13 protein-coding genes are annotated in these 13,206 nt (G+C 65.5%); 12 read left to right on the forward strand and 1 reads right to left on the reverse strand.

All coding sequences use genetic code 11. The features are described 5' to 3' along the window. Nucleotides 1-223: 223 nt before the first annotated feature. The 4 genes from rpsG to rpsJ all read left to right on the forward strand — a co-directional run bounded on the left by rpsG (nt 224) and on the right by rpsJ (nt 4,594). Nucleotides 224-694, forward strand: coding sequence for a 30S ribosomal protein S7 (gene rpsG / locus BKK79_RS12315; protein WP_006576502.1), 471 nt, complete (start codon nt 224-226; stop codon nt 692-694). Between the two features lie 120 nt (nt 695-814). Continuing rightward, nucleotides 815-2,923, forward strand: coding sequence for an elongation factor G (gene fusA / locus BKK79_RS12320; protein WP_071010150.1), 2,109 nt, complete (start codon nt 815-817; stop codon nt 2,921-2,923). 79 nt (nt 2,924-3,002) lie between these two features. Beyond that, entirely contained in the window at nt 3,003-4,193 is a 1,191-nt protein-coding gene (tuf, locus tag BKK79_RS12325) for an elongation factor Tu (protein ID WP_071010149.1), read from the forward strand. 92 nt (nt 4,194-4,285) lie between these two features. Further along, nucleotides 4,286-4,594: a 30S ribosomal protein S10 gene (gene rpsJ, locus BKK79_RS12330; RefSeq protein WP_006160488.1), complete on the forward strand. Its 309-nt coding sequence runs from the start codon at nt 4,286-4,288 to the stop codon at nt 4,592-4,594. A 362-nt stretch (nt 4,595-4,956) separates the two neighbouring features. Here the strand turns inward: rpsJ and BKK79_RS12335 are convergent, their stop codons facing one another. Beyond that, entirely contained in the window at nt 4,957-5,973 is a 1,017-nt protein-coding gene (locus BKK79_RS12335) for an AraC family transcriptional regulator (protein WP_071010147.1), read from the reverse strand. A 341-nt stretch (nt 5,974-6,314) separates the two neighbouring features. On the opposite strand from BKK79_RS12335, the gene BKK79_RS12340 reads away from it, so the two are divergent. From BKK79_RS12340 to rplB, 8 genes are all read left to right on the forward strand, one after another. Beyond that, on the forward strand, nt 6,315-7,544 hold the full coding sequence (locus BKK79_RS12340) for a dienelactone hydrolase family protein (protein WP_071010146.1): 1,230 nt from the start codon (nt 6,315-6,317) through the stop codon (nt 7,542-7,544). Nucleotides 7,545-7,697: 153 nt separating this feature from the next. Next, on the forward strand, nt 7,698-8,486 hold the full coding sequence (locus BKK79_RS12345) for an SDR family oxidoreductase (protein WP_071010144.1): 789 nt from the start codon (nt 7,698-7,700) through the stop codon (nt 8,484-8,486). Nucleotides 8,487-8,612: 126 nt separating this feature from the next. Beyond that, on the forward strand, nt 8,613-9,854 hold the full coding sequence (locus BKK79_RS12350) for a styrene monooxygenase/indole monooxygenase family protein (protein ID WP_071010142.1): 1,242 nt from the start codon (nt 8,613-8,615) through the stop codon (nt 9,852-9,854). A 1-nt stretch (nt 9,855) separates the two neighbouring features. Beyond that, complete coding sequence (locus tag BKK79_RS12355) at nt 9,856-10,359, forward strand: flavin reductase family protein (protein ID WP_071037797.1); 504 nt, start codon at nt 9,856-9,858, stop codon at nt 10,357-10,359. Between the two features lie 415 nt (nt 10,360-10,774). Continuing rightward, a complete protein-coding gene (rplC, locus tag BKK79_RS12360) occupies nt 10,775-11,425 on the forward strand; it encodes a 50S ribosomal protein L3 (RefSeq protein ID WP_071010138.1) in 651 nt (216 codons plus the stop codon). 12 nt (nt 11,426-11,437) lie between these two features. Beyond that, nucleotides 11,438-12,058 (forward strand): 50S ribosomal protein L4, encoded by a 621-nt coding sequence (gene rplD / locus BKK79_RS12365; RefSeq protein ID WP_071010137.1) that lies wholly within the window; start codon nt 11,438-11,440, stop codon nt 12,056-12,058. Further along, nucleotides 12,055-12,369, forward strand: a complete 315-nt coding sequence (rplW, locus tag BKK79_RS12370) for a 50S ribosomal protein L23 (protein WP_006576245.1) — start codon at nt 12,055-12,057, stop codon at nt 12,367-12,369. Before rplD ends, rplW begins: the two co-directional genes overlap by 4 nt. Nucleotides 12,370-12,371: 2 nt before the next feature. After that, nucleotides 12,372-13,202 carry a 50S ribosomal protein L2 gene (gene rplB, locus BKK79_RS12375; RefSeq protein WP_071010135.1) on the forward strand — a complete coding sequence of 277 codons (831 nt, stop codon included), beginning with the start codon at nt 12,372-12,374 and terminating at the stop codon, nt 13,200-13,202. The last annotated feature ends 4 nt before the right edge of the window (nt 13,203-13,206 follow it).

A 13,206-nucleotide genomic window follows, 5' to 3' on the forward strand; every position in this document is an offset into this window, starting at 1 on the left:
GCGTCGCGAAGCAGTGAAGTAAGACAAGCAACAAGCGGCAGGTCCTTGGCGCGCAGCGTCATGGTGCTGTCACCAGGCGGCGGTACAACGGAGCGTTCAGCGCCGTGCCGTCGAGTAAGTGGTCACCCGGCGAATTTGCCCAGGCCCAGTGCCGGCAAGCTAGTTGGTGGCCGGAGAGCGGAAACCTGTTACCGCGCTCTCAACTGAATCTAAAGGAAAGAAGATGCCACGTCGTCGTGAAGTCCCCAAGCGGGAGATCCTGCCTGATCCGAAGTTCGGCAATGTCGAAGTTGCCAAGTTCATGAACGTGCTGATGCTGGACGGCAAGAAGTCGGTTGCCGAACGCATCGTGTACGGCGCGTTCGACCAGATCGAGAAGAAGGCAGGCAAGGCCCCCATCGAAGTGTTCTCCGTTGCAATCAACAACGTGAAGCCGGTGGTGGAAGTGAAGAGCCGTCGCGTGGGCGGCGCCAACTATCAGGTTCCGGTCGAAGTCCGTCCGTCGCGTCGTTTGGCATTGGCGATGCGTTGGCTGCGCGAGGCCGCGAAGAAACGCAGCGAGAAGTCGATGGCGCTGCGCCTGGCAGGTGAGCTGCTGGAAGCTGCCGAAGGCCGCGGCGGCGCGATGAAGAAGCGCGACGAAGTGCACCGCATGGCCGAAGCCAATAAGGCGTTCTCGCACTTCCGCTTCTAAGGCGCGCGATTACAGCTGTTGGTTGCCGGGCGGGCTGTGTATTCCTACACATCTCGCCCGTTTGTGTTAGGGGCGACGGCGATGAGATGCCGGCGTCTCACGGACGAATAGAGGATTAAAGTGGCTCGTAAGACTCCCATTGAGCGCTACCGTAACATCGGTATTTCGGCTCACATTGACGCGGGTAAAACCACCACGACCGAGCGGATCCTGTTCTACACCGGTGTGAACCACAAGATCGGTGAAGTGCATGATGGCGCGGCCACCATGGACTGGATGGAGCAGGAGCAGGAGCGCGGCATCACCATCACGTCTGCTGCGACCACCGCCTTCTGGAAGGGCATGGGCGGCAACTACCCCGAGCACCGCTTCAACATCATCGACACCCCGGGCCACGTGGACTTCACCATCGAGGTGGAGCGTTCCATGCGCGTGCTGGACGGTGCGTGCATGGTGTACTGCGCAGTGGGTGGCGTGCAGCCGCAGTCCGAAACCGTGTGGCGTCAGGCCAACAAGTACGGCGTGCCGCGTCTGGCATTCGTCAACAAGATGGACCGCACCGGCGCGAACTTCTTCAAGGTCTACGACCAGCTGAAGACCCGCCTGAAGGCCAACCCGGTGCCCGTCGTGGTGCCTATCGGCGCTGAAGACGGCTTCCAAGGCGTCGTCGATCTGCTGGAAATGAAGGCGATCATTTGGGATGAAGCCAGCCAGGGCGTGAAGTTCGAATACCAGGACATCCCGGCCGAGCTGCAAGCCACCGCTGACGAATGGCGCGAGAAGATGGTCGAGTCCGCCGCCGAAGCCAGCGAAGAGCTGATGGAAAAGTACCTGGGCGGCGAAGAGCTGACCCGCGCCGAGATCGTCAAGGCGCTGCGTGACCGTACCATCGCCTGCGAAATCCAGCCGATGCTGTGCGGCACCGCGTTCAAGAACAAGGGCGTGCAGCGCATGCTCGACGCCGTGATCGACTTCCTGCCGTCGCCGGTCGACATTCCGCCGGTCAAGGGCACGGACGAGGACGACAGCGAGAAGAAGCTCGAGCGCAAGGCTGACGACAACGAAAAGTTCTCGGCACTGGCGTTCAAGATCATGACCGACCCGTTCGTTGGCCAGCTGATCTTCTTCCGCGTGTACTCGGGCAAGATCAATTCGGGCGACACCGTGTACAACCCGGTGAAGCAGAAGAAGGAGCGTCTGGGCCGTATTCTGCAGATGCACGCCAACCAGCGCGAAGAAATCAAGGAAGTGCTGGCCGGCGATATCGCCGCTGCGGTCGGCCTGAAGGATGCCACCACGGGCGATACGCTGTGCGATCCGACTGCCCCGATCGTGCTCGAGCGCATGGTGTTCCCGGAGCCGGTGATCTCGCAGGCTGTCGAGCCGAAGACCAAGGCTGACCAGGAAAAGATGGGCATCGCCCTGAACCGCCTGGCCGCTGAAGATCCGTCGTTCCGCGTGCGTACCGATGAAGAATCGGGTCAGACCATCATTTCGGGCATGGGCGAGCTCCACCTCGAAATTCTGGTCGACCGCATGAAGCGCGAATTCGGCGTGGAAGCCAACATCGGCGCGCCGCAGGTGGCCTACCGCGAAACCATTCGCAAGACGGCCGAAGGCGTCGAGGGCAAGTTCGTCAAGCAGTCGGGCGGCCGCGGCCAGTACGGTCACGCTGTGATCACGCTGGAACCGCAAGAGCCGGGCAAGGGCTTCGAGTTCATCGATGCCATCAAGGGCGGTGTGATTCCTCGCGAATACATCCCGGCGGTCGAAAAGGGTATCGTCGACACGCTGCCGAACGGCATCCTGGCTGGCTTCCCGGTGGTGGACGTGAAGGTCACGCTGACGTTCGGTTCGTACCACGACGTGGACTCGAACGAAAACGCATTCCGCATGGCCGGCTCGATGGCTTTCAAGGAAGCCATGCGCAAGGCCAGCCCGGTCCTGCTCGAGCCGATGATGGCCGTGGAAGTGGAAACGCCGGAAGACTACACGGGTACCGTGATGGGCGACTTGTCGTCCCGCCGCGGCATCGTGCAGGGCATGGACGACATGGTGGGCGGTGGCAAGATCATCAAGGCCGAAGTCCCGCTGTCGGAAATGTTCGGTTATTCGACGTCGCTGCGCTCGGCCACGCAAGGTCGCGCCACGTACACCATGGAATTCAAGCATTACGCTGAGGCACCGAAGAACATCGCCGAAGCCGTGATGACGGCCAAGGGCAAGTAATAAACGCTGCGCCGCCACGCACGACCTGCGTGGCGGCGCAAAGAATTGAATCAGACTGTATTCCATTAGGAGCTGAAACATGGCAAAGGAAAAGTTCGAGCGGACTAAGCCGCACGTGAACGTTGGTACGATTGGTCACGTTGACCACGGCAAGACGACGCTGACGGCAGCGATCGCGACGGTGCTGGCTGCGAAGTTCGGCGGTGCCGCCAAGAAGTACGACGAAATCGACGCAGCGCCGGAAGAGAAGGCACGCGGTATTACCATCAATACCGCCCACGTCGAGTACGAGACGGCCAACCGCCACTACGCGCACGTTGACTGCCCGGGCCACGCCGACTACGTGAAGAACATGATCACGGGTGCCGCCCAGATGGACGGCGCGATCCTGGTGTGCTCGGCCGCTGACGGCCCGATGCCGCAGACCCGCGAGCACATCCTGCTGGCCCGTCAGGTTGGCGTGCCTTACATCATCGTGTTCCTGAACAAGTGCGACATGGTGGACGACGCTGAACTGCTCGAGCTGGTCGAGATGGAAGTTCGCGAGCTGCTGTCGAAGTACGAGTTCCCCGGCGACGACACCCCGATCATCAAGGGTTCGGCCAAGCTGGCGCTGGAAGGCGACAAGGGCGAGCTGGGCGAAGTGGCCATCATGAACCTGGCCGACGCCCTGGACACCTACATCCCGACGCCGGAGCGTGCCGTTGACGGTACCTTCCTGATGCCGGTGGAAGACGTGTTCTCGATCTCGGGTCGCGGCACCGTGGTGACCGGCCGTATCGAGCGCGGCGTGATCAAGGTCGGTGAAGAAATCGAAATCGTCGGTATCAAGCCGACGGTGAAGACGACCTGCACGGGCGTGGAAATGTTCCGCAAGCTGCTGGACCAGGGCCAGGCTGGCGACAACGTCGGTCTGCTGCTGCGCGGCACCAAGCGTGAAGACGTGGAACGCGGCCAAGTGCTGTGCAAGCCGGGCTCGATCAAGCCGCACACCCACTTCACCGGTGAGGTGTACATTCTGTCGAAGGACGAAGGCGGCCGTCACACCCCGTTCTTCAACAACTACCGTCCGCAGTTCTACTTCCGTACGACCGACGTGACCGGCTCGATCGAGCTGCCGAAGGACAAGGAAATGGTCATGCCGGGCGACAACGTGTCGATCACCGTCAAGCTGATCGCCCCGATCGCCATGGAAGAAGGTCTGCGCTTCGCTATCCGTGAAGGCGGCCGTACCGTCGGCGCCGGCGTCGTGGCAAAGATCATCGACTAAGCAAACTTCCTGGAGCAGGTCGGCGTACAATACCGCCGGCTTGTTCCCTGTTTCCGGGCGCTATCCGCCCATCGCTCTTTTAAGGAAATATCATGCAGAACCAGAAGATCCGTATCCGCCTGAAGGCTTTCGACTATCGCCTGATCGACCAGTCGGCCGCTGAAATCGTGGATACCGCCAAGCGCACCGGCGCGATCGTCAAGGGTCCCGTGCCCCTGCCGACCCGCATCCAGCGCTTCGACATCCTGCGTTCGCCGCACGTCAACAAGACCAGCCGCGATCAGTTCGAGATCCGTACCCACCAGCGCCTGATGGACATCGTCGACCCGACCGATAAGACCGTCGACGCGCTGATGAAGCTCGACCTGCCGGCCGGCGTGGACGTCGAGATCAAGGTGTAAGGTTTTGATGCCTTGGGCCGCAGTGATGTGGCCTTTTGCAGCGGAAACGGCGAACGTAAGTTCGCCGTTTTTGTTTTTGGGGCAGGGTCGTGCGTTGTATACCCTTCCGCCCTCTGTTCGGAGGTGTTGGTTTGCGAGGCAACGGCCTGTTTCGGCTCCCCGCAGGGGAGTCGAAACAGTCTCTTGCCCCGAATACCGCTTACGCTCATACAGGCATCAGGCATCAGGCATCAGGCATCAGGCATCAGGCATCAGGCATCAGGCATCAGGCATCAGGCATCAGGCATCAGGCATCAGGCATCAGGCATCAGGCATCAGGCATCAGGCATCAGGCATCAGGCATCAGGCATCAGCCCGCCAGATCACCCCCTCCTCCTCAACGTCTCCCCCGGACACTCCCCAAACGCTCGCCGATACTCGGCGCTGAAGCGCCCGAGATGCGTGAAGCCCCAGCGCATCGCAGCCGTGCTGACCGAACCCACCGCTGCGACGTTGAGCAGATCATGACGCACGCGCTCCAGCCGCACCGCGCGCAGATAGGCCATCGGGCTCAGGCCCCGGTGTTCGCGGAAGCCTGCGTACAGGCTGCGCAGGCTGACGCCGGCGACCTCGGCCAGGTGGGCCGGCGTCAGCGCGTCGTCGGCGTGGGCGTGGATGTATTCCTCGACCACCTTCACATGGCGCGGCGCGAGCGGCTTGCCGCGGCCGCGCAGGTCCTCCGACAAGCTGTGCGGCTGTACCGTCAGCAGGGTGCCGATCACCAGTTGCTCGAGCTGGCAGGCGGTCAGGGGATGCTGCGCGGCTTCGGGTGAGCAGGCCAGCAGGTCGGCCAGGTATTGCATCAGCTGGTACCAGCCGGCCTGGCGGCGCCAGGCCATGCCCAGGGCGAAGCGCAACGCCTGCTCGGGGCGCCGTCCCAGGTAGGCGGCGCAGACACGTTCCAGCGCGCCCAGTTCCACCCGCACGATGAGCTGGTCATTGTCGGCGCTCCAGCGCATGCGCACGGGGTCGCTCGGCGTCAGCACCGAGGCCAGGTCGGCGTCGGACAGGATGCGCTGGGTACCGCAGGCGACGTCGGCCTGGCCCGACAACGGCATCTGCACCAGCAGGAAATCACCCATGGGCCCGGGGTCGATCTCCACCTCTGCACCGTAGGCGAGGCGGTTGAAGGAGACCGCTCCCAGCGGCGCGTGGTGCAGGCGGGCGGCCAGGCGGTTGCCACCGATGGCGAGCCGATGGGGTTTGAAGACGGCGCCCACCGCCGCGCGGGCCTGGTCCTGGTCGGTCGAGGCGAACACCAGGCGGCCGGGGTCGCCCAGCAGGGCGGCGGCCAGCGCGGGGGTGGCCATGGTGGCCGTGGCGGTCGGGGGCAGCAGCATGTCTCGCTCCACTGGAGGTGGCCGGGCGCTGCCGGTGGCGCGCGCGATCCCGGGATGGTCTCGCCACGCCCGGTCTCTGCCCGCGCGGTGGACTCCCTGCGCACCACTATAGCGGAGCGCGCGGGCCGCGCACCGGCCGCGGGTGCGCCGGCTTGCGCACGGCTGCAATTTCCTGCACTAATCGGATAGCCGCTGCAGGCGGCGGCTAGCTTGCTGCAGTGCGGAGCGCCCATGATGGAATCCATGTGGCGACGCGGCCCGGTTCCGGTGTCACCCTTCGGCGTCATCGCCGGCGCCAACCGCAGGCAGCCCGACCCCCACACCAACAAGGAGACCAGGCAATGGGCCAGACCATCCAGATCCAGACCCCCGACGGCAGCTTCAGCGGCTATCTCGCCACCCCGGCTGCCGGCAAGGGGCCCGGGATCGTTCTGTGCCAGGAGATCTTCGGCGTCAACGCCACCATGCGGCAGGTAGCTGACTATTACGCCGAAGAGGGCTACACGGTGCTGGTGCCGGACCTGTTCTGGCGCCTGGAGCCCGGCATCGAGCTGGGAGATCGCGGCGAAGACTTCCAGCGCGCGCTGGGCCTCTACCAGCGCTTCGACGAGGCCCTGGGGGTCAAGGATGTCGGCGCTGCCCTCGAGGCCCTGCGCCAGCGCCCGGAATGCGTCGGCCGCACCAGCGTGCTGGGCTTCTGCCTCGGCGGCAAGCTGGCTTACCTGGCTGCCTGCAGGCTGCCGGACGTCGCCTGCGCCGTCGCCTATTACGGGGTCGGCATCGAGCATGCCCTCGATGAGGCGGCCAGGGTGCGCGGCCGCCTGGTGCTGCACATCGCTGCGCAGGATGGCTTCTGCCCGCCCGAGTCTCAGGCGCGCATCGGGGCGGCGCTGGGCGGGCGCGACGGCATCGAGGTCTATGTCTACCCGGGCGTGGACCACGCCTTCGCGCGCGCCGGCGGCGAGCACTTCGACAAGCCCAGCGCCCTGATGGCGCACCAGCGCTCGATTGCCGCGCTGCGTCGCGAGATGGGGCCGCACTACGATTTCTCGGCACTGTGGGACAAGCACTGCGAGTACGAATTCGCCACGCGCGACGTCGACGCCACCATGGCGACGATGGTCGCCGAGCCCTACGTCAACCATATTCCGACCATGACCGGCGGCGTGGGCTACCGCCAGCTCAAGCGCTTCTACCAGCACCACTTCGTGCACAGCAATCCGCCGGACACCGCGCTGATCCCGCTGTCGCGCACCATCGGCGCGAGCCAGATCGTCGACGAGCTGCTGTTCTGTTTCACGCACACCTGCGAGATCGACTGGATGCTGCCCGGCGTGGCGCCCACCGGCCGCCGCGTGGAGATTCCGCTGGTCGCCATCGTCAAGTTCCGCGGCGACAAGCTCTATCACGAACACATCTACTGGGACCAGGCCAGCGTGCTGGTGCAGATCGGCAGGCTGGACCCCGCTGGGCTGCCGGTGGCCGGCATCGAGACCGCGCGCAAGCTGCTCGACGAAACGCTGCCATCGAACACCCTGATGGCGCGTTGGCAGGACAGCGAAGGCAAGTAGGCCACCGCTAAGACCACCGCCAGGACCACCACTAAGGCCGACGCGATGGCCACCGCATGGCACCGCCAGGCACCGCCAGGTGCCGTGCGGCCGCTTCAACCCCCGGAGCCGGCGCCCGCATGAGGCGCCGCCCGCAGACGAGGAGACGATGACATGAAAGGCTTGCAGGACAAGGTCGCCATCATCACCGGTGGCGCGACGCTGATCGGCGCCGGCGTGGCGCGTGCTTTCGTGGCCGCCGGCACGCGCGTGGCCATCCTGGACATCGATGCCGCCGGCGGTGAGCGGGTGGCGGCGGAACTGGGCGAGCGCTGCCGTTTCCTGCGTACCGACATCAGCGATGACGCCCAGGTCGCAGCGGCCGTGGCGCAGGTTGCCGAGCAGTTCGGCGGGGTCGATTTCCTCGTCAACCTGGCCTGCACCTATCTTGATGACGGACTGCGCTCCAGCCGCGCCGACTGGCGCACCGCCCTCGACGTCAACGTGGTCTCCGCGGTGATGCTGGCGCAGGCGGTGCAGCCGCTGATGCGCGCGCGCGGTGGCGGCGCCATCGTCAACTTCACCAGCATCTCCGCCAATGTCGCCCAGACCGGCCGCTGGCTCTACCCGGTGTCCAAGGCCGCGCTGCGCCAACTCACGCGCAACATGGCCATGGACCTCGCGCCCGACCGCATCCGCGTCAATGCCGTGTCGCCCGGCTGGACCTGGTGCCGCTTGATGGACGAGGTGTCAGGCGGCGACCGCGCCCGCACCGACCGCGTGGCGGCCGACTTCCACCTGCTCGGCCGCGTCGGCGAGCCCGACGAGGTGGCCCAGGTGGTGCTGTTCCTGTGCTCGGACCATGCCAGCTTCGTGACCGGGGCCGACTACGCGGTCGACGGCGGTTACTCGGCCATGGGGCCGGAGCGCGCCGAACCGGCCATTCCGCGCCTGGCCGGCTGAGCCGTCGCGGCCGTCGCGCCGCATTCCCTCTGTTGCCTTATCTGCCGGCGCGGCGTCGCGCGCCGCCGGCCGGCTGCCTTCGTCCTTTTCCAGACCGCGCGACCCGTCCATCGAGGAGACAACGCCATGAGCCAACGCATCGCCATCGTCGGGGCCGGCCAGTCCGGCCTGCAGATGGCCCTGGGCCTGCAGGCCCGGGGCTACCACGTGACCCTGATGACCAACCGCACCCCGGAACAGGTCCGGGCCGGCAAGGTCATGTCCAGCCAGTGCATGTTCGACCGTGCGCTGCAGACTGAGCGCGACCTCGACCTGAACTGGTGGGAGGCCGACTGCCCGCCGGTCGAGGGAATCGGCCTGGCCGTGCCGCATCCCGAGCAGCCGGGCGCCCGCCTGATCGATTGGGCGGCGCCGCTGGACAAGCCGGCGCAGGCGGTCGACCAGCGCCTCAAGATGCCGGCATGGATGGAGGCCTTCGCCGCGCGTGGTGGCGACCTGCGCATCGGTGACGCCGGCATCGACGAACTGGAGGCGCTGGCGGCCAGCCATGACCTGGTGCTGCTGGCTGCCGGCAAGGGAGAGATCGTCGGCCGCTTCGAGCGCGATGCCGCGCGCAGTCCCTACGCAGCGCCGCAGCGCTCGCTTGCCCTGACCTATGTGCATGGCATGGCGCCGCGCGAGCCGTTCTCCCGGGTCTGCTTCAACCTGATCCCCGGCGTGGGCGAATACTTCGTATTTCCCGCGCTGACCCTGTCCGGGCCCTGCGAGATCATGGTGTTCGAAGGCGTGCCGGGTGGCCCCATGGACCGCTGGCAGGACGCGCGTACGCCCGCGGAGCACCTGCAGGAGAGCCTGCGCATCCTGCGCACCTGGCTGCCCTGGGAGGCTGAACGCTGCGCCGCGGTCGAGCTGACCGACGCCAACGGCATCCTGGCCGGGCGCTTCGCTCCCACGGTGCGCAAGCCGGTGATGACGCTGCCGTCCGGCCGGCCGGTGTTCGGCATGGCCGATGCGGTGGTGGTGAACGACCCCATCACCGGACAGGGCTCGAACAATGCCGCCAAGTGCTGCAAGGTCTATCTCGATGCCATCCTCGCCCGCGGCGACCGCCCCTTCGACGCCGCCTGGATGGAGCAGACCTTCGCCCGCTACTGGGACTACGCCTCGTATGTGGTGGACTGGACCAACTCCCTGCTGGCGCCGCCGCCGCCGCACATCCTGGCACTGCTGGGCGCGGCTGGCCAGGCGCCGGCGCTGGCGGGCCGCATTGCCAACGGCTTCGACAATCCGCCCGACTTCTTCCCCTGGTGGCGCGATGCCCAGGCCTGCCATGCGCTGATCGAGCAGTACCTGCCGCAGGCAGCCTGACATGGACGCCGCAGCCGACAAGCAGCCGGGCACCCTCGACGGCCGTACCCTGCGCCGGGTTTGCTCGCGCTACGCCACCGGCGTGGCGGTGATCGGGGCGGCTGGCGCGCAGGGCAGGGCGGTCGGGTTGACCGTGAACTCCTTCGCCTCCCTGTCGCTGGCACCGCCCCTGATCCTCTGGAGCCTCGCGCTGCACTCGCCCAACGCCGGACTGTTCGTGCCGGCCGCGGGTTTCGGCGTCAGCGTCCTGCATGCCGGCCAGGGGGCGCTGGCCCGCCACTTCGCGACGCCCGCGCCGGACAAGTTCAGCGGCGTGGCCCACCGCCGGTGCCCGGCCGGTGTGCCTTACCTCGACGATGCCCTGGCCACGCTGGCCTGCCGCGTGGTGCGCGCCGATCCGATCGGAGACCACCTGCTGGTGGTGGGCGAAGTCGAAAGCTGCGAAGCGGGGGAGGGCGAGCCGCTGGTCTTCTACGGCGGCGGCTTCGTGCGCATCGCTGCCTAGGCCCGAGGCCCTTTGCGCACGGCGCAGGCGGCTCCATCGATGCACCGCTCCCCGTCGTTCCCGGCTTGCGGCGGCGGTCTCCATCGCCCGACCGCCGGCCCATTGCCTATCGCGGCCGGGACGGCCTTCCGTGCAGCGGGCGGCCGGCCTGCCACCTGTTTCGCATCGCCGCAACGGCCCCGCCCGGAATCCGGGTTTACCTCTTGCCCTTTCCAATTGGGTCGGATATAGTGTAAGGCTACCCGTGTCTCTGGGTGGTGGGCTGGCCGTTTTGGCCTCGCGCTGTCCTCTTTTGCGCAAGCCCGTGCCGCGCGCAGCCATGCGCTCCGCGGCAGACTCCTGCGGCATTCCGCAGATCACACAGTTTCGTGTATCAATCAGCCCCGGCCAATCGCAGCTGGGAATGGAGCAAACCATGAGCCTTGGCCTTGTAGGTCGCAAGGTTGGCATGACCCGTATTTTCACGGACGACGGTGATTCGATCCCCGTTACCGTGGTCGAGGTCGGCGACAACCGCGTGACGCAAATCAAGACGGACGAGACCGACGGTTACACCGCGGTTCAAGTCACCTTCGGCAAGCGACGCGCCAGCCGCGTCACCAAGCCGCTGGCGGGTCACCTCGCCAAAGCCGGCGTGGAAGCCGGCGAAATCATCCGCGAATTCCGTATCGATGCAGCCAAGGCTGCCGAACTGCAAGCTGGCGGTTCGCTGTCGGTCGACCTGTTCGAAGTCGGTCAGAAGATCGACGTGCAGGGCGTGACCATCGGTAAGGGCTACGCCGGTACCATCAAGCGCTACCACTTCGCTTCCGGCCGTGCCACCCACGGTAACTCGCGTTCGCACAACGTGCCGGGCTCGATCGGTATGGCGCAGGATCCGGGCCGCGTGTTCCCGGGCAAGCGCATGACCGGTCACCTGGGTGACGTCACCCGCACCGTCCAGAACCTGGAAATCGCCAAGATCGACGCAGAGCGCAAGCTGCTGCTGGTCAAGGGCGCCATCCCCGGCTCCAAGGGCGGCAAGGTTATCGTGACCCCGGCCGTCAAGGCCAAAGCCAAAGCTTAAGGAGCGGAAACAATGGAACTCAAGCTCCTGCAGGACAACGGCCAGATCGGCGCCGGCGTTACCGCCTCGCCCGAAGTCTTCGGTCGTGACTACAACGAAGCCCTCGTTCACCAGATCGTCGTCGCTTACCAGGCCAACGCTCGCAGCGGCAACCGTAAGCAGAAGGATCGTGAAGAGGTCAAGCACACGACCAAGAAGCCGTGGCGCCAGAAGGGTACGGGTCGCGCCCGTGCCGGTATGTCCTCCTCGCCGCTGTGGCGCGGGGGCGGCCGTATCTTCCCGAACTCGCCGGAAGAGAACTTCAGCCAGAAGGTCAACAAGAAGATGTACCGTGCCGGCCTGCGCTCGATTTACTCGCAGCTCGCACGTGAAGGTCGTATCAACGTGGTGGAAGGTCTGACCGTCGAAGCCCCGAAGACCAAGCTGCTGGCCGACAAGTTCAAGGCCATGGGCCTGGACTCGGTCCTGGTCATCACCGACAGCCTCGACGAGAACCTCTACCTGGCCGCTCGCAACCTGCCGCACGTGTCGGTGGTTGAAGCACGCCACGCCGATCCGCTGTCGCTGGTGCACTACAAGAAGGTGCTGGTCACCAAGGCGGCCGTCGCGCAGATCGAGGAGTTGCTGAAATGACGCAAGTAGCCAAGAACGATCATCGTTTGATGCAGGTGCTGCTCGCGCCCGTGGTTTCCGAAAAGGCAACCCTGGTCGCCGACAAGAATGAACAGGTCGTGTTCGAAGTCGCCCGCGACGCCAACAAGGCGGAAGTGAAGGCGGCAGTCGAACTGCTGTTCAAGGTCGAGGTGCAGTCCGTTCAGATCCTGAACCAGAAGGGCAAGCAAAAGCGCTTCGGCCGCTTCATGGGCCGTCGCAACCACGTCAAGAAGGCGTACGTGTCGCTGAAGCCGGGTCAGGAAATCAACTTCGAAGCGGAGGCCAAGTAATCATGGCACTCGTCAAGACCAAGCCGACTTCCCCGGGTCGCCGCTCGATGGTGAAGGTCGTCAACCGCGACCTGCACAAGGGTGCGCCCCATGCTCCGCTGCTGGAAAAGCAATTCCAGAAGTCGGGCCGCAACAACAACGGTCACATCACCACCCGTCACAAGGGCGGTGGTCATAAGCACCACTACCGCGTGGTCGACTTCAAGCGCAACGACAAGGACGGCATCGCCGCCAAGGTCGAGCGCCTGGAATACGATCCGAACCGCAGCGCGAACATCGCGCTGGTGCTGTTCGCCGACGGCGAGCGCCGCTACATCATCGCCACCAAGGGCATGGTCGCCGGCCAATCGCTGATGAACGGCTCGGAAGCGCCGATCAAGGCCGGTAACAACCTGCCGATCCGCAACATCCCGGTCGGTACCACGATCAACAACGTGGAAATGCTGCCCGGCAAGGGCGCGCAGATCGCCCGTGCCGCCGGTGCCTCGGCTGTGCTGATGGCCCGCGAAGGCGTGTACGCCCAGGTCCGCCTGCGCTCCGGCGAAGTGCGCCGCATTCACATCGAATGCCGTGCCACCGTTGGTGAAGTGGGTAACGAAGAGCACAGCCTGCGCGTCATCGGCAAGGCCGGTGCGACCCGCTGGCGCGGTATCCGCCCGACGGTCCGCGGTGTGGTGATGAACCCGGTGGATCACCCGCACGGTGGTGGTGAAGGCAAGACCGCTGCTGGTCGCGATCCGGTGTCGCCGTGGGGTACCCCGACCAAGGGCTACCGCACCCGCAGCAACAAGCGCACTGCCAGCATGATCGTGCAGAAGCGCCACAAGCGTTAATCGG

The organism is Cupriavidus sp. USMAA2-4 (genome assembly GCF_001854305.1).
Taxonomy (GTDB): domain Bacteria; phylum Pseudomonadota; class Gammaproteobacteria; order Burkholderiales; family Burkholderiaceae; genus Cupriavidus; species Cupriavidus malaysiensis.

Bases quoted from the DNA above. Each gene is read 5' to 3' on its own strand.
- rpsG (WP_006576502.1), top strand. From the start codon at position 224: ATGCCACGTCGTCGTGAAGTCCCCAAGCGGGAGATCCTGCCTGATCCG.
- tuf (WP_071010149.1), top strand. From the start codon at position 3,003: ATGGCAAAGGAAAAGTTCGAGCGGACTAAGCCGCACGTGAACGTTGGT.
- rpsJ (WP_006160488.1), top strand. From the start codon at position 4,286: ATGCAGAACCAGAAGATCCGTATCCGCCTGAAGGCTTTCGACTATCGC.
- BKK79_RS12335 (WP_071010147.1), bottom strand. From the start codon at position 5,973: ATGCTGCTGCCCCCGACCGCCACGGCCACCATGGCCACCCCCGCGCTG.
- BKK79_RS12340 (WP_071010146.1), top strand. From the start codon at position 6,315: ATGGGCCAGACCATCCAGATCCAGACCCCCGACGGCAGCTTCAGCGGC.
- BKK79_RS12345 (WP_071010144.1), top strand. From the start codon at position 7,698: ATGAAAGGCTTGCAGGACAAGGTCGCCATCATCACCGGTGGCGCGACG.
- BKK79_RS12350 (WP_071010142.1), top strand. From the start codon at position 8,613: ATGAGCCAACGCATCGCCATCGTCGGGGCCGGCCAGTCCGGCCTGCAG.
- BKK79_RS12355 (WP_071037797.1), top strand. From the start codon at position 9,856: ATGGACGCCGCAGCCGACAAGCAGCCGGGCACCCTCGACGGCCGTACC.
- rplC (WP_071010138.1), top strand. From the start codon at position 10,775: ATGAGCCTTGGCCTTGTAGGTCGCAAGGTTGGCATGACCCGTATTTTC.
- rplD (WP_071010137.1), top strand. From the start codon at position 11,438: ATGGAACTCAAGCTCCTGCAGGACAACGGCCAGATCGGCGCCGGCGTT.
- rplW (WP_006576245.1), top strand. From the start codon at position 12,055: ATGACGCAAGTAGCCAAGAACGATCATCGTTTGATGCAGGTGCTGCTC.
- rplB (WP_071010135.1), top strand. From the start codon at position 12,372: ATGGCACTCGTCAAGACCAAGCCGACTTCCCCGGGTCGCCGCTCGATG.